We start from the raw sequence: 20,181 nt of genomic DNA, 5'->3' as shown, positions 1-20,181 counted from the left end.
ATTTACTTTGCCATATGGTCTATAAACTTAAACAACGTTTTTAACGTGTTTCCATTTTTACCATTTGTATTTAATCTTAATTCTGAAGACATTTTATTTCCTTTTACTTTTGAAACTTTAAAGTAAGCATCTTTGACATTCTCTTTAGAAAAAGCACTCATTTTTCTTTCATCTCTACCAAACAAATTTGTAGGCAAATTCTCAATTAACCTATTTACGTCTGTATATAACACACTAGAATTATTTTTTATTAATTTACGATATTTAGTAGACTTGTAATCACCTCTACCGACTCTAATACCAACAGCTCTTGTTTTTGATGTTGTTACATATAAAACATTATTTTTAACAACTGCGTATAAGTTAAAAGGAAGTTTCCCTATTTTTTTATCAAATTCAAAAACACCATTAAACTCACTTACAGCTTTATGTTTTTTCCCTAATCTAAACATCTTGTTTAGCAATTCTTTTTTCTCTGACCCAATCATTAATGTAAAGTCAGGAACTAATATTTTTTTGGTTTTAACTATTGCCTTACGCTTATAATCATCATCATATTTATAACTAGTGTAACTAACATCTTGTTCCGAAAAATCATTTAAAACAAATAAAGCATCACCTGTAAATAATTCAGCAATCGCTTTTTCATCTAATACTAATGATAATAAATCTCCTACAATATCAATTTCTTCTTTAAACTTTGGCAACATACCTCCGTACATCTTATCCATCATTCCTGGGTACTCAAGAAGTAACTCTTCCGTATTCATAGAAACACTCCAAAAAGCTAAAGCTTTATTATGATCAAAACTATTAATCAAAGTGTTATTCATTTTTTTATTATAAATCTTTTTGAAAGATTTTTTCATATCATCACTAATAAACATATCTAATGAAATACTTGCACTACTTTCATTAAAGAATAAATTAGCTGTAACCTCTTCTATCCCGTATATGTTATTACCTTTTTGCAGACTTAAATAAGGCATAGCCCCGTAAACACTGCTACCTAATGACCCAATAACATCAGACATTAACATTCCATAATTACGAACCCAAAGAGTTGCCGACGCACCTTTTTTCTTACCTTTTTGAAAACTTGAGTTGGTTGCTATAGAACTAGACAAACCATTATTCTCTAAAATTGAAAAAGCTTTCTTTAATGTCCATAATTTTGAAAATCTCTTTTTAACAGCGTACATAGATTCTCCTTCTTCCTTTAAAGCCTCAAAACGCTCTTTATGTTTCTTAAAGTAACTATATGATTTCTGAGCATTAACAATTAAAAGCAGCTTATCGTTCCATATTGTTACCTCTCTACTTCCTCTAATAAAACTATACCCATTTTCTTTTTGTATTTTCTCTACATTCCTTTTCTTCAGCATAGATTCATATAACTTTCTATCATTAAGCTCTACTAAAATCGTATGATATGATATACTATCCGTTTTCTGAAAGAAGTAATATGCGTTTGATTTTATATTAACTCCCGTTTTACTTACTGAAGTTACTTTGTTTTCTCTCCTTCTATTAATATTTTTTAATATCTCCTCTCCTAACATGTTATTATTTATGTCAGAAACATTAATTAATTTAAATAAATTTTCTGCATTTGCTTCAATAACAATATCTGCATTATTAGGCACTTTACTCTCTAACTTTTGCGCTTGCATAGCAACAAAGGTGTGTACTAATAGTAGTGTTACAATAATTTTTTTCATAGTCATTTTTAATTATTAAGTTGAATTTTATTTTTTATAGTTTGCTTGTTCGTTATTATATTTTGCGCTTTAATTCGCAACATTACAGCCTTCTTACTTCTAGAAATTTTAGCTTGTTTATTTGTACACGATTTTACAGATCCATCAAAGCGATACACACCTGTATAAGTGGCTGTTTCAAAAACTTCACGATCTTTCATTTTTGTATTCTGAAACTCTTTACCTAAATTAAAATGATGACTACGAGTAAATGTTTTTTCAGTTTTATTATACGTAAAGTGTTTGTTCTTTTTTATTGCCAGTGCTTGCTTTTTAGAACTAAACGTTGACAAAACGGTATTAAGAGCATCCACATTATCAAAATCACAAGACAGCGTAACAATAAATTCATCAAAATTCAAGGTGCTTTTTACATTATGAACCCCTTTAGTTCTTTTTATTTTTTGAACAATTTCTGATAGTTTATTTTTAATCGTTGTTTTTGATGGTATTTTATATCCATTAACGCTATCTAGCAACATTATCGATGCTATCTTGGTTTTACTTTTACTTAAGTTTATTGTTAACATAGCTGCTCCAGAACCATCTTTATTAAAAGATATTTCCTCAACAAACTCAAAACATCCTGTAAATAAAAAGAGTGAGATTATAGATAAGAATAACAGTCGTTTTTTACACATAATTTTTTATTGCAAAAATAATAAAAAACTTCGTTTCTATATCCCTACAAGTAGCCATAAATGAAGATTATGTAACAATTAGATTCCAATTCGCATTTTTTTTATCATATTTCATCAAAAAACAAGTTACATTTATTATTTCTACAAATAAACACTTAACATTATTACATATTCAAAAAAGTTCTAATATTCTATTAAAAACTACAACTAATATTCTTATTTTTTATGGTCTACAACACTTAAACCCTATATAAAACGATAGGTTCTTAAAGGTAAATAAATTACCATGTAAATATTGTATTACCTTTCGGTAAATGAGAACTAAAAACTATTTAATTATTACTAAAAATAAACTTAACTTTGTTCCCTTAAAATTAAATCTAATTTAACAAACAACATACTAAAATGGGAAGAGGTTTTTTTAACGTTCCAGCTGCTGTAAACGAGCCTGTTAAGGGTTACGCACCAGGTTCTCCTGAAAGGGAAGAACTTTTAGCAAAATATAAAGAAATGTTTAATAGCAATATTGATGTGCCAATGCACATTAATGGTGAAGAGGTAAGAACTGGTAATACCAGAAATATTACACCTCCACACGACCATAAACACGTTGTTGGTCAATATCACATTGCTGATAAATCGCACGTAGATACTGCAATTTCTACAGCATTAGCTGCAAGAGAAGCATGGTCTAGCGTTAGTTGGATGGAAAGAGCTTCTATCTTCTTAAAGGCTGCTGAATTATTAGCTGGTCCTTATAGAGCAAAAATGAATGCTGCAACAATGATTGCACAATCTAAAAATGTACACCAAGCAGAAATTGATGCTGCTTGTGAAATGATTGATTTCTTCCGTTTTAATGTAGAATTCATGATTGACATATTTAAAGAGCAACCAGATTCTGCACCTGGAATATGGAACAGAGTTGAATATAGACCTTTAGAAGGTTTTGTATATGCAATTACACCTTTTAACTTTACATCTATTGCCGCAAACTTACCTGCTGCTGCTGCTTTAATGGGTAATGTTGTTGTTTGGAAACCATCTGATCATCAAGCATACTCTGCACAAGTAATTGTAGATTTATTTAAAGAAGCTGGTTTACCTGACGGTGTAATTAACGTTGTTTATGGTGATCCTGTAATGATTACTGATACTGTATTAGCTTCTCCAGATTTCTCTGGATTACACTTTACAGGTTCTACACATGTTTTTAAACATTTATGGAAACAAATTGGTAACAATATTGACATTTATAAAACATACCCAAGAATTGTTGGAGAAACAGGTGGTAAAGATTTTATCTGGGCACATAACTCAGCAAATCCTTTACAAGTTGCTACAGGAATTACTAGAGGTTCTTTCGAGTACCAAGGTCAAAAATGTTCTGCAGCTTCACGTGCTTACATCCCTGCTTCAATGTGGAAAGAAGTTAAAGGTCATTTAATTGCGCAAGCTTCTGAATTAAAAATGGGATCTCCAGAAGACCCTTCTAACTACGTAAATGCAGTTATTCATGAAGGTTCTTTCGATAAAATTGCTAGTTTCTTAGATGCTGCTAAAGCTGACGCAAACGCTGATGTAATTATTGGTGGTGGTCATGATAAAACTAAGGGATACTTTATTGAGCCTACTGTAATTGTAGCGAAGTCGCCAACATATGCAACAATGACTACTGAATTATTCGGACCTGTTATGACTATTTTCGTTTACGAAGATGCGGAATGGGAAGCGTCATTAAAATTAGTAGATGAATCTACTCAATATGCATTAACAGGTGCAATTTTCTCTACAGACAGATACATTGTTGAAAAAGCTTCTAAAGCGTTAGAAAACGCTGCTGGTAACTTTTATATTAACGACAAGCCAACTGGTGCAGTTGTAGGTCAGCAACCATTTGGAGGAGCAAGAGCTTCTGGAACAAATGATAAAGCTGGTTCTCCTCAGAACTTATTACGTTGGACATCTGCTCGTTTAATTAAAGAGACATTTGTAACACCAACTGATTATAAATATTCTTTCTTAGGATAAGAATTAAGTAACATATTTTTAAAAAACCTCATCAAATTTTGATGGGGTTTTTCTTTACAAAAAACGCTAGCATTTCTTTAACAATATTAAAAATCAATATTATGTATATTTATCGTCTTCAAAAACGCATATAAATAACAAAATAATGATAAAAAAAATTCTACTATTTACAACCGCAATACTCTTTATTGCTTGTAGCACAGAAAAAAAGGAGAAAACCACTGCTCTTAATGTTCCTTTTGAAAAATTTGAATTAGAAAACGGTCTTCAAGTCGTTTTACATACCGACAAGTCAGATCCTGTTGTAGCCGTAGAACTTATGGTTCACGTAGGTTCAGCAAGAGAAATTGAAGGAAGAACTGGTTTCGCTCATTTATTTGAACATTTATTATTTTTAGAATCTGAAAACCTTGGAAAAGGTGGATTAGACAAAATGAGTGCAAGAATTGGTGGTTCTGGTGCAAACGGATCTACTTCTAGAGATAGAACAAACTATTTACAAACTGTACCAAATGATGCTTTAGAAAAAATGATTTGGGCAGAAGCTGATAAATTAGGTTGGTTTATCAATACAGTAACCGATCCTGTTTTAGCAAAAGAGAAACAAGTAGTAAAAAACGAAAAAAGACAAAGTGTTGACAATCGTCCGTACGGATTTAATCAACAAATTATCGATCGTAACTTATACCCAAAAGATCATCCATATAATTGGCAAGTAATAGGTTCTTTAGAACATTTACAAAACGCAACTTTAAGCGATGTAAAAGCATTCTTTAAAAAATGGTATGTTCCTAACAATGCAACTTTAGTTTTATCAGGAGATTTTGATCCTGCAAAAGCAAAAGAATGGGTTCGTAAATACTTTAATGAAATTCCTAGAGGAGAAGAAATTACGCCTTTAGTTAAAAAACCAGGTAAAGTTGATGAATCGAAGTCTTTATATTTTGAAGATAACTTTGCAAGATTACCAATGTTAACATTTGCGTGGCCAACTGTAGCATTATACCATAAAGACTCATACGCTTTAGATATCTTAACCGAATATTTATCTCAAGGAAAAAAAGCGCCCTTAAATACTGTTTTGGTTGATGATTTAAAACTTACTTCATCTACTAGTATGTGGAACTGGTCTTCTGAGCTAGCTGGTCAAATTCAATTAGGTATTCGTGGATTTAATAATGTTGATTTAAATAAAGTTAGCGACGGTATTACTACTGCTTTTAACAAATTCGAAAAAGAGGGTATTTCTGATAAAGATTTAAACAGAATTAAAGCTGGACTAGAAACTAATTTTTACAACAGTTTATCTAGCGTACTTGGTAAAGGAACAAATTTAGCTTCTTACAATACGTATGCGGGAGACCCTGGGTTTATCAATAAAGAAATTGACTTAACTTTAAATGTTACCAAAGAAGATGTAATGCGTGCTTACAACACCTACATTAAAGGTAAAAACTTTATCGCTACTAGTTTTGTTCCTAAAGGAATGGTAAAATTAGCTTTAGAAGGGTCTAAAGAAGCAATTATAAAAGAAGAGAAAATTGTTATTGGAGCTGAAGAAAAATTCGATTCTAAAACTGCTGCTGAATACACTAAAACTCCATCTAAAATAGAAAGAGCAACCGAACCTGTTTATGGTAAATCTCCTGCTTTAAATGTACCTACTATTTGGAATAACGAATTAGCGAACGGAATTAAAGTTTTCGGTATCGAAAACAGTGAAGTTCCTTTAGTACGTTTCAACTTGGTTATGGATGGTGGTCAACTATTAGAAAAAATGGATAAATTAGGTGCAGCAAACCTAACTGCTCGTTTAATGAATAGAGGAACTAAAAATAAAACAGTTGCTCAATTAGAAGAGGCTATTCAAGAATTAGGGGCATCAATTAGCGTGTATGCATCTAAAGAGAACATTACAATAAGCGGTACTACTTTAGCTAAAAACTACGATAAAACCATCGCTTTAGTTGAAGAAATATTATTAGAACCACGTTGGGATGCTACTGAATTTGAATTAATAAAAAAATCGGTAGTTGGTAATTTACGTCAGCAAGAAGCAAGCCCTACAACGGTAACAAGAAATGTATATAATGAATTGATTTACGGTAAAGATAATATCAGATCTAAAAACACCTTAGGTACCATTGCATCTGTAGAAAAAATATCTTTAGACGATTTAAAAACATACTATTCTAATTACATATCTCCATCAGTTGCAAAAATGCATATTGTTGGTGATGTTGCTAAAGAAAAAGCGTTAACTTCTTTAACGAACTTAACAACTAAATGGACTGCTAAAGAAGTAACAATTCCAGTTTTTAAAACTCCAGAAGCTCCTACAAAACCAACAGTTTATTTTTACGATGTACCTAAATCAAAACAAACTGTAATTAGTTTTGGTGCTCCTGCTTTAGCTGCAACAGATAAAGATTTTTATTCGGCAACGGTAATGAATTACATTCTTGGTGGTGGTGGTTTTGCTTCTCAATTAACGCAAGAGTTAAGAGAAGGAAAAGGATATACGTATGGTATTGGCTCTCGTTTTACCGGTACAAAAGCGAAAGGTACTTTTACTATTTCTAGTAGAGTTAGAACCAATGTTACGTTAGAATCTGCTCAATTAGTAAAAGACATCATTACAAATTACCCTATTAATTACGCTGAAAAAGACTTAGCAACTACCAAAGGTTTTTTAATTAAAAGTAATGCGAGACGATTTGAAACTATGGGCGCTAAATTAAACATGTTAGAAAACATTAGTACTTACAATTTAAATGCTGACTACGTTAAAGACAGAGAGAAAATTGTAAATGAAATGACAATTGAAAAAGTACAAGAATTAGCAAAGAAATATGTGAATCCTAATAAAATGATCTGGTTATTTGTTGGTGACGCTGAAACACAATTAGATCGTTTAAATGAATTAGGTTTTGGTAAACCTGTTTTATTAAACAATACCAAAGAAAAAATTAAACTTTAATCTTTTCTTAGCTATATTTTAAATAGCGTTATGAAACTATTATTATAAAAAAGCAACCTCATTTGAGGTTGTTTTTTTGTTTAATTGGCAACCTGTTTTTTAATAATTTTACTATCGTTGAAAGCTAATTGATATTTTTAAAAAGATAGCGAAAAAAACATCTAGAAAAGAGTTTCTAATTCAACTTTCATATTTATATACAATAGTTTAGTTGGTACAGTATCTAACTTTCCGTTAACAATCTTATCATAATCAATTCCCCAATCAAATAAATTTATCTGACCTTGTAAAACTAACGAACTTGCTACTTGTTCTTTTGGATTTCTAATTCCTGTAGCGAATAACTTCATTTCTTTTTCAACTCCTTTTATCGACATAATTCCATTAACTTGATACCAGTCGATTCCCATAGTATAAACATTAGTAGATTTAAAGGTGATTCTTTCATCATTCTCTCCAACAAACACTCCTGGTGTTTTAATTCTTGCTGTTAAATCATCTTTATCTCCTCTACATACTCTAAATGAATTAGGATTTACCTCAAATGAAATATGCATGTTTTCTAGTGGATTTCCTAAATCTAATCGTATTGGGTAATCTACTTTTAAATCGTCTACTACACCGGTAAAAGGAGTACTACAATGTCCGTGAGTTACAAACATATTAATAGTGCTATGCTGCTTATTATATAACTTCGCTGTTGTTTCGTTTTTTTTATCAGTATCTGCAGTTTTAGTGTAACCACTTACAATAATTACCGTAGCAAATACGGTTAACAACAGCATACCTTTTTTTATTTTATCCATGATTTTTATATTTAATGTTTCTACAAAAGTAGCTGGGAGTTGACATCAAATGTGTGAATCAAATGTAAAAAAAGTGCAAAATCATTATTTAACTTAAAATAGTAGCAAGTAAAAAAACTTATATGTTTACTTTTGAAAACCAAAGCGTAAAATGTATAAGGTGTCTCAAAAAAGGACTTAAAAAACTAAAACGATACTTAATCGACAAGGGTATTTCACCTTCAATCATTCACTAAATAGTAAAAAACATTGAAATTAACAATATGAATCATAAGGAAGTAATTCAGGAAGTTTTTAAGAAAATAAGTGACATTAAAGACGAAGGAAAACTGGCTTCTTACATACCTGAATTAGCGAACATAGATGCTACTAAATTCGGTGTTCATATTTCTACAACCTCATCTTTAAAACATGGCTTAGGAAATTTTCAAGAAAAATTCTCAATCCAGAGTATCTCTAAAGTACTATCACTTTGCTTCGCTTATAAAATACTTGGTGAAGCGATATGGGACAGACTTGGTGTTGAACCTTCTGGTACTGCATTTAATTCCCTTGTACAGCTAGAAAATGATAATGGAATACCAAGAAATCCTTTTATAAACGCAGGTGCAATTGTAATTTCAGATATCCTTATCAGTAATTTAAGCAATCCTAAAGAAGATTTATTGGCATTTATTAGAAGTCTTTCTGGTAACAACGATATTAACTATTCAGCAAAAATAGCTGCTTCAGAAAAATCTGTAGGTTACAGAAATATTGCACTTTGTAATTTTATTAAATCTTTCGGAAACATAAAAAACGAGCCCACTAAAGTGCTTGATTTTTATTTTGACCTATGTTCTTTAGAACTAAGTTGCGAACATCTTTCTGATTTGTTTTTATTTTTAGCCAACAATGGTAAAGCACCGCATAACAACAATCAGATATTAACAAAAAGCCAATCGAAAAGAATTAATGCATTAATGCAAACTTGTGGTTTTTATGATGAGTCTGGTGAATTTGCTTTTAAAGTAGGACTAGCAGGTAAAAGTGGCGTTGGTGGCGGTATTATTGCCATACTACCAAACCAATATAGTATTGCGGTTTGGAGCCCTAAATTAAATGAAAAAGGGAATTCTTATAAAGGAATGAATTTTTTAGAGAATTTTACAACACTGTCGGAACAGTCTATTTTTTAGAGAACTTAGTTCTCATTCAACAGATGCTAGCTTAGCTAGTTTAATTTAACTATACAGTTAATCATAAGTAAAAAGCTAAGAAAACTATCACCTACATTGCTTTTCACACACTTAAGGATGATAAATTTTTCGTAACTTGCCGCTCTTATAACTTAGATAAAAGTGCTGCTAAAAGAAAAAATATCGATTGAAAATTTTGAAGATAAAAAATTCAAAATAAAACTTATAGAAGCTGATAAAGATACAGAAGCTGCTTTTACACACTATTTGCATAACCATAGAAATGGGGTTTCTCAATTCTACAAACCTGATGCAATAGAGCACGTTAAAAATTTATTTGAATATAAATTTCCTGAACAAAAAACATCAAATTTAGTTGCAGAAGAAGCATTACAATATTTAATTTTTCAACAAGAAAAAGTCCCTTTTACAGCTCCTAAAAACCCTGATTTCAAATTCATTGACCTATTTGCAGGAATTGGTGGATTTAGATTAGCCTTACAAAACTTAAAAGGAAAATGTGTTTTTACAAGCGAATGGGATAAGTATTCAAAACAGACTTATAAGGCTAATTTTGGAGAAACACCATTTGGAGATATAACAAAAAAAGCAACTAAAGATTATATTCCAGACGGGTTTGATGTTTTATGCGCTGGATTCCCTTGTCAAGCATTTTCTATTGCAGGAAAACGAGGAGGATTTGAAGACACTAGAGGAACTTTATTTTTTGATGTTGCTGAAATCATTAAAAAGAAAAAACCTAAAGCTATTTTTCTAGAAAATGTAAAAGGCTTAAGAAGCCATGATAAAGGAAAAACTTTAGCTACAATATTAAATGTTTTACGAGAAGATTTGGGGTATTTTGTACCAGAACCGCAAGTAATGAATGCGAAAAAATTTGGAGTTCCACAAAACAGAGAACGAATATTTATTGTTGGATTTAGAAAAGATTTAAACATTACCCAATTCGAATACCCAGAACCAATAAATAAAACAACAACTCTTGAAAATATTTTAGAAACTAAAACTGTTTCTGTAAAATATTATTTGTCTGAAACTTATTTAAATACATTAAGAAATCATAAAGCAAGACATGCTAGTAAAGGAAACGGGTTTGGCTATGAAATTATTCCAAATAATGGAACTGCAAATGCAGTTCTATGTGGAGGGATGGGAAGGGAAAGAAACTTAGTTTATGATTTTAGGTTAAAAGATTTCACACCAATAACTCATATAAAAGGAGATGTTAATCGAGAAGGTATTCGAAAAATGACACCTAGAGAATGGGCTAGATTACAAGGGTTTCCTGACAGTTATAAGATTGTAGTTTCAGATGCGCAAGCATACAAACAATTTGGAAACTCTGTTGCGGTTCCAGCTATTCAAGCAACTGCAAAAAAAATCATAGAAAAACTTAAGGCTTTATGATTACGGGAAATAAAGGAGAATGGAGTGAAGTTTACACTCTTTTTAAATTACTTGGAGATAAACAGTTATTTCTTGGAAATAAAGAAATTGAAAAACTAGAAGGAATTGTTTACCCGATTTTACGTGTTTTAAGAACAGAAAAAAATGATGATTTTGAGTATTCAATTCAAGATGAAATCATACTTATTTCTGGAAGGGAAGAAGTTCTAAAAATTGCAATTACAGAATTTAAAGAAAAGGCAAAAATTTTACTTGAAAAAATAAAAGCTAGCAAAGAGAGAACTTTTTCAGTTCCCGAGATTGAAAAATTTATGCAATCTATTAATTGCATTTCTTTAAAAGCCAGTTCAACTGTAAAAACAGATATTACAATTGTTATTCACGACCAAAGAACAAATCAACAACCAACTTTAGGGTTTAGTATAAAATCACAATTAGGAAGTCCTTCGACTCTCCTCAACGCAGGAAAAACAACCAACTTTATTTTTAAAATCTCAAATTTAAAATTAAGTAAATTAGAAATTAATAAGATAAATTCTATTGATTCTAGAAGTAAAATAATAGATAGAATTAATTTCGTTTTAAACTCAAATGGGCAATTTAATTTTGTAAAAACTGAAAGACAAATATTTTCAAACAATTTGATTCTTATCGACAGTAAATTACCCGAAATATTATCTCAAATTATTTATGAATTTTATTCTAGCAGTAAATCAAGTGTTACTGATTTAACTCATAGAACAGCTGATAAAAATCCTTTATTTTTTGATGTTTCTAACGAACATAAATTCTACGAATACAAAGTCAAACGTTTTTTAACTGATGTTGCTTTAGGAATGATGCCTTCTAAAGTATGGACTGGACAATATGATGCTACTGGTGGATACCTCGTTGTAAAAGAAGATGGAGACATCTTATGCTACCATATTTACAACAAAAACGAATTTGAAAATTACTTATTCAATAACACAAAACTAGATACAGCTAGCTCTAGCAGACATGATTTTGGTTCTATTTACGAAGAAAATGGAGAGTTATATTTTAAACTTAATTTACAGATTAGATTCATAAAATAGGTTAATGCAACTTAAACTGCTTTTAAAAATAAAATACCTCCTTTCACAAACACCTTTAAATGCCTCAAAAAAACGACTTAAAAGAAATAGCAAAACTCTTTTTTAAACTAGGAAGTATTGGTTTTGGTGGTCCTGCTGCTCATATTGCTATGATGGAAGATGAAGTGGTGAAAAAGAGAAAATGGATGACGCAAGCCCATTTCTTAGATCTTATTGGAGCTACTAATTTAATTCCTGGCCCTAACTCAACAGAAATGACGATGCATTGCGGTCATGAAAGAGCAGGTTGGAAAGGCTTAGTCGTTGCGGGATTCAGTTTTATTTTTCCTGCGGTGATTATCACATCAATTTTTGCTTGGTTGTATCAAGAGTATGGTCAGTTACCAAAAGTTGAACCTTTTATTTACGGTATAAAGCCGGCAGTAATTGCTATTATAATAATGGCAGGCTACAGACTTGGTAAAAAAGCAATAAAAAATACGGAGTTAGCCATTTTAGGAATCATTGCTTTGATTTCTTGCTTATTAGGCGTTAATGAAATTGCAACACTTTTTGGTTGTGGACTTTTAGGTATCGGCTTGTATTTTTTCAAACAAAACAAAAACAATTTATACAGTTTTATTCCGCTATTTGCTTTTCAAGCAAGTGAGTTTATAAACTTAAGTAATATAAAAATATTGTTGACTTTCTTAAAAATAGGAACCATATTATATGGTAGTGGCTACGTGTTATTCGCTTTTTTAGATTCAGAATTAGTAGCAAATGGTTGGTTAACTAGGCAAGCATTAATAGATGCTGTTGCAGTTGGTCAAATAACACCTGGTCCTGTTTTATCTACTGCCACTTTTATTGGGTGGCAACTAAACGGAATAACCGGAGCAATTGTAGCTACGCTTGGTATTTTTCTTCCTTCGTTTGTTTTTGTTTTGGTATTAAATCCGTTAATACCAAAAATGAGGAATTCTAAAATTATTCGTTCGGTTTTAGATGCTGTAAATGTTGCCGCTGTAGCTTTAATTATAGCCGTTTGTATAAATATGGCTAAAGATACTTTAGTAGATTGGCGAACAATTGTTATTGCTATTACTAGTTTAATTGTTGTTTTTGGTTTTAAAAAACTAAACAGTGCTTTTATCGTTTTAGGTGGTGCTCTTCTTGGTTTTGTTTTAACTTTTATATAAGTATTCAAAAATAAAGCAAACGAACTTATATCGCTTCATTTAGATTATCTTTGCAAAAAAAATAATCAATGCAGTTTTCAGATTTACATCTTAATCCATCAATTTTAAAAGTATTAAGCGAAGAAAGGTATCACAAAGCTACTTTAGTACAACAAAAAGTGATTCCGTTAGTACTAGATAAAAAAGATGTAATTGTTGGTTCTCAAACAGGATCAGGTAAAACAGCTGCTTTTGCTTTACCTATTATTCATAATTTAGAACAAGAACAGGAAGCTGAAAAAGGTCCAAAGAAAATAAAAGCTTTAATTATAAGTCCTACTAGAGAGTTGGCAATACAAATTGAAGAAAGCTTTAACACCTATGGTAAACACACCAATATAAGAGCTGCTGTAGTATACGGTGGTATTTCTATAAAACCTCAAAAAGAAACTTTAGCAAAAGGAATTGATGTATTAGTTGCAACTCCAGGTCGTTTTATCGATTTACATGAACAAGGAAGTATCGATTTAAGTGTACTAAAAACCTTTGTTTTAGATGAAGCTGACTTAATGTTAGACATGGGTTTTATTCAAGATGTAAGAAAAATTGAAGCCCTGTGTCCTCGTAAAAAACAAACACTACTTTTTTCTGCAACCATGCCAGAGAAAGTAAGTGATTTAGCAAAAGCAATGTTATATAAACCAGAAACGGTTAATGTAATTCCTACAAACAATACAGTAAACAAAATTGGTCAATTATTATATTATACGCCTAAAAAACATAAAGTAGATTTATGTTTACACCTATTGCGTAATACCATACAAGGACGTATTATTATTTTTAGACGTACAAAATACGGAGTTGATAAATTAGAGCAAACACTTACAAAAAATGGTTATAAAGTAACAAGTGTTCACGGAGATAAAACACAAATTTTACGTAACCAAGCCATTGAAGATTTTAAAAGCAATAAAGTAAATATTTTAATAGCTACCGATGTTGCTGCCCGTGGTATTGATATTAGCAAGATTGATGCTGTTATTAATGTAGACATACCAAATGTACCTGAAACATATGTACACAGAATTGGTAGAACTGGTAGAGCAGGAAAATCTGGAATTGCATTTTCTTTTTGCGGAGCCGATGAAACTAGTTACATTAAAGCAATTCAAGAATTTACTGAAAGGCCAATAAAAATTATTGACGATCATCCTTTTCTTTTAGTAAAACCAAAACATATAAAACAACCGAATACCATTAGTAAGAACAAAAAAGGACGTAAGTCTGAAGCTTCTAAAAAGAAGAAAAAACGTTGGTATTAAATAAAAGTTACTCGTAATATATATATTTTCAAAACCTCTTCAAATCTATTGGAGAGGTTTTAAATTTTATATAAAAATTAGTCGAAGCCACTTCCCACTTTCCGCACTCGCTCTCTGCGAGGAGCTCAAACAAATGCTGCAATCGGGGCTAAGCCTATTTACTAAGTTTTGTAAATATATTTAAAGGTCTCTTAAAAATAGAAAAGCTCCTTTTTTAAGATAACTGTCTATTCTTATTATAAAAAACAAATCTTTACTTTTACTCCTCTATTTAATAGTTTTTAAAAACTACAAACATTATGAATATAACTTTAACAGAAGCAAAAAAAGTAATTGCGGCTGCTGCATTAAAAGCCGAAGCTTTAAATACTAAAATGAGTATCTCTGTGGTAGATTCAAGCGCAAGTTTAGTTGCTTTCGAACGCATGGATGATGCTTTTTTGGGTCCTATTGATATTGCTATTAAAAAAGCAAAAACAGCGAGTCTTTTTGGTAAAAACACTGGAGCACTTGGACAATTATCGCAACCTGGAGGTCCTTTATACAATATTGAACATTCTAATAATGGTTTAATTACTTTCCCTGGAGGAATACCAATAAAAAACGAACAAAACATAATTATTGGCGCTATTGGAGTAAGTGGTAGTACGGTTGAAAATGATTTTGAAGTAGCCCAAGCTGGTGCAAATGCTATTTAATAATAATTACATTTTTAAATAAACACTAAACAATTAAGCATGCTAAAAAATATTGTATTCGGTTTAATTTTAATCTCTTTTTTAAATTGTAAACCACAAAAAGAAAAAGAAGTTAATGATAAAATTAACACATCTAAGGTTAAAGAATTAAAAAGTGACACTCTTAAAAAAACAACAAATAAAGCAAGTAAAAAAGACCGTATTAAAATTCAAAAAAACAACGTTGTATTAGCTACTTTAATTCCGATCGAAATTTTAAATGCAAAAGAAAAGGATGTATATAAAAAATATGGATTAGCTTTTTCAGGAAACTGCTATAACTGTGATTTAGCTAAATTTAGAATTGAGAATCATAGTATTTTTATAACCAATGTCTGTGATACTCAAACCGAATTAAATTTTAAAATTATAAAGCTTTCAACCAATAGAAATAAGATTGAAATTAATACTAAGAATTATAGCTTTCAGTTTTTAAGAATTGCCAATGATCCAGTATATGAATTAAAAATCATTAATGCTGATTTTAAAAATAAAGACCTATTAATTAGTAAATATTTTACCTTAAAAAAAGACTTAGTAAAATTTGAAGTTCATGATTGTGGAGATTTTGACGGATAACAAGAAATTAATCTACTCTCTAAACACAAATAGAACCGCTTATTTAAAGCAAAGTACAAATAAACGGTTTTAGAAAACGACCTTAACAGCTTAAAATTAAATCAACTAAAACTAGTTAAAAGACTTAAAGCACATATCAATAAATAACTCATATTTCTTAAGTTCTTCAATAATATTTGCGTTTTTTTCAACATCATAAAACGGTATAGACGCTATTAAACTTAATCCCAAATACTTATTCATTGCATGAAAGCCAGATAAAGCACTATTATCAACACTTAATTCATTAAACAACCCGTTTTGTAAACTAAATGCTTCTTCAGGCGCATTCCAACTTGTTGTTACAATATAACTCTTACCATTTAACAAACCTCCTGTACCATAATTAATTTTTGGTTTTTCTGCATTCCTTCCATCACTATTCCAAAGTCCATTTCTATACCCTGCTGTTAACACCTCATCCAAGTACTTCTTAAACTTAAAGGGTACAGAAAACCACCAAATAGGTGTATGATAAATTATAACATCAGCCCAAACAAACTTCGAAACTTCCTTTTCTACTTCGTACACTTCATTTATTTCAGTCACTTTAATTTTATAATTATTTTTATCTTCAAAAAAACATTTACTAATTGTAAATAAAGATTTATTGAATTCCCCTTTTGCAGCTGCAAACGCATGCCAGCCATTTATTATTAATATATTTTTCATTGATATTTATTTTTATATCACACAAAAATATAGCAAGATAACGTATAACTAAAATAACACAAATCATACCTTTGTATTATAAAATTAATAGTAATGATAAACCTAGAATGGTACAGAACGTTTAAGGCAGTATATGAAGAAGGAAATTTAACAAGAGCTTCTAAAAAACTATTTTCCTCACAACCAGGAGTTAGTTTACATATTAGTTCTTTAGAATCGTACGTAGGCTACAAACTCTTTGAGAGAACATCTAGAAATATGATTGCTACAGAAAGAGCAATAATTTTGTATGACTATATTTTAGACTCTTTACAAAAATTAGAAAAATCAGAAAATCATTTCAAAAAAATAGGAAACGGTATTAGGCAAACGCTAAGTATAGGAATGTGTTCTGAAGTTTTTCAAACTTTTTTCGAACCCAATATGAGTAGTTTTGATTTTGACATTATAGCACATTTTGGGGAATACCCACAAATGCTAAAAGAATTAGAAGAAGGTATTTTAGATTTAGTTATTACACCTAAAAAAAACACAAATCAAAATATCGATTACACTCCTTTTTTTCATCAAAATATATGGTTAGTTGCAAATAATAAAACAGACACTCAAAAAGTAGAAGATGCTATTAAGGACAAAGATTGGAAATCATTGGAAAATGAACTTAAAAAGCAAATTTGGTATAGTTCTTCTAATGTAACTGGGTTTATAAAACAATTTTGGCTTACAAACTTTAATAAAAAAGAGTACAATAAACCGAATTACATTGTTCCAAACATGAATTCAATTATTAGATGTTTAAAAACAAGTAAAGGAATTGCGTTAATTCCAAGTTTTTTATGCACTAAGGAACTTGAAAATAAAAACCTAAAGCTTGTATGGAAAAGTAACAATCAATTAAAAGATATTTTTTACTTCGCTAAAAAAAAGAACAAAAAATTAAAAGTTGCAGCAACCATAATAGAAACTATCATAACCGAAGAATCGTTAAAATACAAAGAGTAAAAGCAACACGTTTAATTACAACAGTGTATAAATAACTTAATTAAAACATTTAGAGGTCAGTATCTATATTTTAATTGAAATACCTTGAGAAATGTCTGGTTAAGCGCAGTCGAAACCTATTTTTAACAGGCTAACAGTAGTTCTCGACTGCGCTCGAACCGACAATAAAAATTTAATCAAAAAAATCAAAACCAAACACTTAACAGTATGTATTTAACTACTAACCTCTGAAAACATTAATACCCCTCTAAAAAAGCATACCTAAACGATGTAAAGTGGTTAGCCCCGATTGCAGCATTTGTTTGAGCTCTTTTTTATTTTTCTTAAAAAAAGCGAGTGCGAAAAACGGGAAATAGCTTCAAAAAAAATTAAAGAATCAAAACCTATTTATTTTTTTAACAGCCAAGCATAACTACTATAAAAAATAAGCCAAATTTTGTTAGATCAATTATTAATCGTAATATTGCAATATATTAATTAAGCAAAATGGGACTCACCAAGTCAGAAATATTTACACCAGAACAAAATGATCTTGCTAAAATAGCAAAGGTGCTTGGGCACCCTGCTCGCATTGCCATTTTACAACATTTATTTAAAATAAACTCTTGTGTTTGTGGTGATTTAGTAAACGAAATCGGATTAGCACAACCTACTATTTCTCAACACTTAAAGGAACTAAAAAACATGAAACTTATTAAAGGCAACATAGAAGGTACGAGTGTTTGTTATTGCATAGACCAAGACAACTGGAAACAAATAAAAACATTGTTAAATAGCTTTTTAAATCTTGATGGAAACTCAAGTAATTGCTGTTAAAAAAATTTACAATAATCCATCGTAATATTACAATTAAAATAAAAAGACATGAAATTATCAGAAATTAAAAGACATTTAGCGTCATTAAAAACAATTGCTTTTAAATTACCTAATGGAGAATTAGTACCTAATCATTTTCACGTAACTGAGGTTGGAAAAATAACTAAAAACTTTATTGACTGTGGCGGAACTATAAGAAACGAAGAGGTTGTAAACTTTCAATTATGGAAAGCTGATGATTATGATCACAGGTTACATCCAGAAAAATTAGTTCACATTATTGAACTTTCAGAAAAAACATTAAATATTCCTGATTTAGATATTGAGGTAGAGTACCAAGGTGCTACAATTGGTAAATATGGCTTAGATTTCGACGGAACAAATTTTTTACTCACAACAAAACAAACTGATTGTTTAGCAAAAGATAATTGTGGAATTCCTGAAGCAAAGCCAAAAGTAAAATTATCAAACATACAAGTACAAAACAGTTGCGACCCAAATTCTGGTTGTTGTTAATTTTTAAAACATAAAAAATGTACGCTCAAATAAATAAAAGCATCCATAACTTACCTGAAGTTTCTAACGAAAGAAAAGAAATATTGGCTTCCTTAGCACAATATATACAAGATAAAGTAAACAAAAAAAAGGTTATTAACCTCAACTTTATTTGTACTCATAATTCTAGGCGAAGTCATTTATCTCAAATATGGGCACAGGTAATGGCTTATAATTATAATATTAACAATGTTTATACATATTCTGGCGGTACAGAAGCTACTAGAATGAATGGTACAATTGTTAATACTTTGGTTGATTTTGGATTTAAAATTCAACAATTATCAGACAATAACAATCCCGTTTTTGCTATAAAATATACGAATAACGGGCTACCGATAATTGGTTTTTCTAAAAAGTATGACAATAATTTTAATCCTGTTTCAGAATTTGGAGCAATTATGACGTGTTCGCAAGCAGATGATGGGTGCCCTTTTATAACAGGAGCTGAAGGTCGTTTTCCTATAACTTTTGAAGACCCGAAGGCATATGATAACACACCTTTAGAAAAAGAAAAATATGCTGCATGTTGCTTATTAATTGCTTCGGAAATGGACTACGTATTTTCGGTTATTAAAAAATAAAAACTTTGATTAATATAAAAAAGGCATTCGATTTTTAATCAAATGCCTTTTTTTATTACTTTTTAGTGAACTTATTTAGCTCTTAAATTTCATTCCTAAATGCACCACTTTTTTAGTTTCAAAAAATTCTTCTTCAAAAAAATCTGGCAAATTATAAATTGTTGCTGATGTATATTTCTCTAACTCTTCGGTTAAATCGCCACCTTTTAAATACAAAATTCCGTTTTTTAAATCGTGGTTTTGCTTTTTAGCAATCCTTCCTTTTGTCCAACCAACAAAAGTCTCCATTTGTGCAACGGCTCTGCTTACAATAAAATCATACGTATCTTTAACCTCCTCTACACGTCCGTTCGTTGTTTTTACGTTTAACAAACCCAAACCTTCAACTACTTCGTTTACTACTTTTATCTTTTTACCTATAGAATCAACTAAATGAAATTGTGTTTCAGGAAATAAAATAGCTAACGGAATTCCAGGGAAACCTCCACCTGTACCAACATCCATCACTTTAGAACCTGGTTTAAAAGACACAACCTTAGCAATACCTAATGAATGTAAAACATGTCGCAAATATAATTCATCAATGTCTTTACGAGAAACAACATTAATTTTCAAGTTCCAATCTTCATACAAACCTTGTAATTTAGAGAACTGTTCTAACTGTGTTTCAGTTAAATCGTTAAAGTATTTTTTTATAAGTTCCATTGATTATTTTTTTCACTGCAAAAATAAAAAACTAATTGGTAATTGTCATTTATATAACAAAAGATATGTTTCTTGTTAAAAAATTACCTAAGAGCCATAACCATCTAGTA

The 20,181-nt window shown here is 30.3% G+C and carries 18 protein-coding genes; 13 read left to right on the top strand and 5 right to left on the bottom strand.

Annotated features, from left to right (window positions below; all coding sequences use genetic code 11):
- Positions 1 to 2: 2 nt before the first annotated feature.
- A complete protein-coding gene (locus CXF68_RS05725) occupies positions 3 to 1,721 on the bottom strand; it encodes a hypothetical protein (protein WP_157821862.1) in 1,719 nt (572 codons plus the stop codon).
- An 8-nt stretch (positions 1,722 to 1,729) separates the two neighbouring features.
- On the bottom strand, positions 1,730 to 2,401 hold the full coding sequence (locus CXF68_RS05720) for a hypothetical protein (RefSeq protein ID WP_101043378.1): 672 nt from the start codon (positions 2,399 to 2,401) through the stop codon (positions 1,730 to 1,732).
- Positions 2,402 to 2,806: 405 nt separating this feature from the next.
- Between CXF68_RS05720 and pruA the strand changes: the two genes are divergently transcribed.
- Together pruA and CXF68_RS05710 are read left to right on the top strand one after the other, a co-directional pair.
- A complete protein-coding gene (pruA, locus tag CXF68_RS05715; RefSeq protein ID WP_101043377.1) occupies positions 2,807 to 4,432 on the top strand; it encodes an L-glutamate gamma-semialdehyde dehydrogenase in 1,626 nt (541 codons plus the stop codon).
- A 145-nt stretch (positions 4,433 to 4,577) separates the two neighbouring features.
- Positions 4,578 to 7,412, top strand: a complete 2,835-nt coding sequence (locus tag CXF68_RS05710) for a pitrilysin family protein (RefSeq protein WP_198553756.1) — start codon at positions 4,578 to 4,580, stop codon at positions 7,410 to 7,412.
- Between the two features lie 161 nt (positions 7,413 to 7,573).
- Here CXF68_RS05710 and CXF68_RS05705 read toward each other — a convergent pair whose 3' ends face one another.
- Positions 7,574 to 8,218 (bottom strand): YceI family protein, encoded by a 645-nt coding sequence (locus CXF68_RS05705; RefSeq protein WP_101043376.1) that lies wholly within the window; start codon positions 8,216 to 8,218, stop codon positions 7,574 to 7,576.
- A gap of 263 nt (positions 8,219 to 8,481) precedes the next feature.
- Here CXF68_RS05705 and CXF68_RS05700 point away from each other — a divergent pair, with 263 nt between their 5' ends.
- The 7 genes from CXF68_RS05700 (at position 8,482) to CXF68_RS05670 (ending at position 15,698) form a co-directional block, all read left to right on the top strand.
- Positions 8,482 to 9,396, top strand: coding sequence for a glutaminase (locus tag CXF68_RS05700; protein WP_101043375.1), 915 nt, complete (start codon positions 8,482 to 8,484; stop codon positions 9,394 to 9,396).
- 162 nt (positions 9,397 to 9,558) lie between these two features.
- Positions 9,559 to 10,824, top strand: a complete 1,266-nt coding sequence (locus CXF68_RS05695) for a DNA cytosine methyltransferase (protein WP_101043374.1) — start codon at positions 9,559 to 9,561, stop codon at positions 10,822 to 10,824.
- A complete protein-coding gene (locus tag CXF68_RS05690) occupies positions 10,821 to 11,900 on the top strand; it encodes an HpaII family restriction endonuclease (protein ID WP_101043373.1) in 1,080 nt (359 codons plus the stop codon). Before CXF68_RS05695 ends, CXF68_RS05690 begins: the two co-directional genes overlap by 4 nt.
- A gap of 59 nt (positions 11,901 to 11,959) precedes the next feature.
- Complete coding sequence (gene chrA / locus CXF68_RS05685; RefSeq protein ID WP_101043372.1) at positions 11,960 to 13,081, top strand: chromate efflux transporter; 1,122 nt, start codon at positions 11,960 to 11,962, stop codon at positions 13,079 to 13,081.
- A 68-nt stretch (positions 13,082 to 13,149) separates the two neighbouring features.
- Positions 13,150 to 14,382, top strand: coding sequence for a DEAD/DEAH box helicase (locus CXF68_RS05680; RefSeq protein ID WP_101043371.1), 1,233 nt, complete (start codon positions 13,150 to 13,152; stop codon positions 14,380 to 14,382).
- 299 nt (positions 14,383 to 14,681) lie between these two features.
- Positions 14,682 to 15,080 carry a heme-binding protein gene (locus tag CXF68_RS05675; RefSeq protein ID WP_101043370.1) on the top strand — a complete coding sequence of 133 codons (399 nt, stop codon included), beginning with the start codon at positions 14,682 to 14,684 and terminating at the stop codon, positions 15,078 to 15,080.
- A 39-nt stretch (positions 15,081 to 15,119) separates the two neighbouring features.
- Positions 15,120 to 15,698, top strand: a complete 579-nt coding sequence (locus CXF68_RS05670) for a hypothetical protein (protein ID WP_101043369.1) — start codon at positions 15,120 to 15,122, stop codon at positions 15,696 to 15,698.
- A 111-nt stretch (positions 15,699 to 15,809) separates the two neighbouring features.
- Here CXF68_RS05670 and CXF68_RS05665 read toward each other — a convergent pair whose 3' ends face one another.
- The gene (locus CXF68_RS05665) at positions 15,810 to 16,409 is read right to left on the bottom strand and encodes an NAD(P)H-dependent oxidoreductase (protein WP_101043368.1); all 600 of its coding nucleotides are present in this window, start codon (positions 16,407 to 16,409) and stop codon (positions 15,810 to 15,812) included.
- Between the two features lie 93 nt (positions 16,410 to 16,502).
- Between CXF68_RS05665 and CXF68_RS05660 the strand changes: the two genes are divergently transcribed.
- The 4 genes from CXF68_RS05660 to CXF68_RS05645 all read left to right on the top strand — a co-directional run bounded on the left by CXF68_RS05660 (position 16,503) and on the right by CXF68_RS05645 (position 19,366).
- On the top strand, positions 16,503 to 17,411 hold the full coding sequence (locus tag CXF68_RS05660) for a LysR family transcriptional regulator (RefSeq protein ID WP_101043367.1): 909 nt from the start codon (positions 16,503 to 16,505) through the stop codon (positions 17,409 to 17,411).
- Positions 17,412 to 17,897: 486 nt separating this feature from the next.
- On the top strand, positions 17,898 to 18,227 hold the full coding sequence (locus CXF68_RS05655; RefSeq protein ID WP_101043366.1) for a helix-turn-helix transcriptional regulator: 330 nt from the start codon (positions 17,898 to 17,900) through the stop codon (positions 18,225 to 18,227).
- Positions 18,228 to 18,275: 48 nt separating this feature from the next.
- A complete protein-coding gene (locus CXF68_RS05650; RefSeq protein WP_101043365.1) occupies positions 18,276 to 18,743 on the top strand; it encodes a DUF6428 family protein in 468 nt (155 codons plus the stop codon).
- Positions 18,744 to 18,760: 17 nt separating this feature from the next.
- The gene (locus tag CXF68_RS05645) at positions 18,761 to 19,366 is read left to right on the top strand and encodes a protein-tyrosine-phosphatase (protein WP_101043364.1); all 606 of its coding nucleotides are present in this window, start codon (positions 18,761 to 18,763) and stop codon (positions 19,364 to 19,366) included.
- Between the two features lie 75 nt (positions 19,367 to 19,441).
- Here CXF68_RS05645 and rsmG read toward each other — a convergent pair whose 3' ends face one another.
- Positions 19,442 to 20,071, bottom strand: a complete 630-nt coding sequence (gene rsmG, locus CXF68_RS05640; protein WP_101043363.1) for a 16S rRNA (guanine(527)-N(7))-methyltransferase RsmG — start codon at positions 20,069 to 20,071, stop codon at positions 19,442 to 19,444.
- Positions 20,072 to 20,181: the final 110 nt, after the last annotated feature.

The organism is Tenacibaculum sp. Bg11-29 (assembly GCF_002836595.1).
In the GTDB taxonomy this organism is placed as follows: domain Bacteria; phylum Bacteroidota; class Bacteroidia; order Flavobacteriales; family Flavobacteriaceae; genus Polaribacter.
Note: the sequence above shows the minus strand (reverse complement) of the source record. Positions and strands in the feature narration are given on the sequence as shown.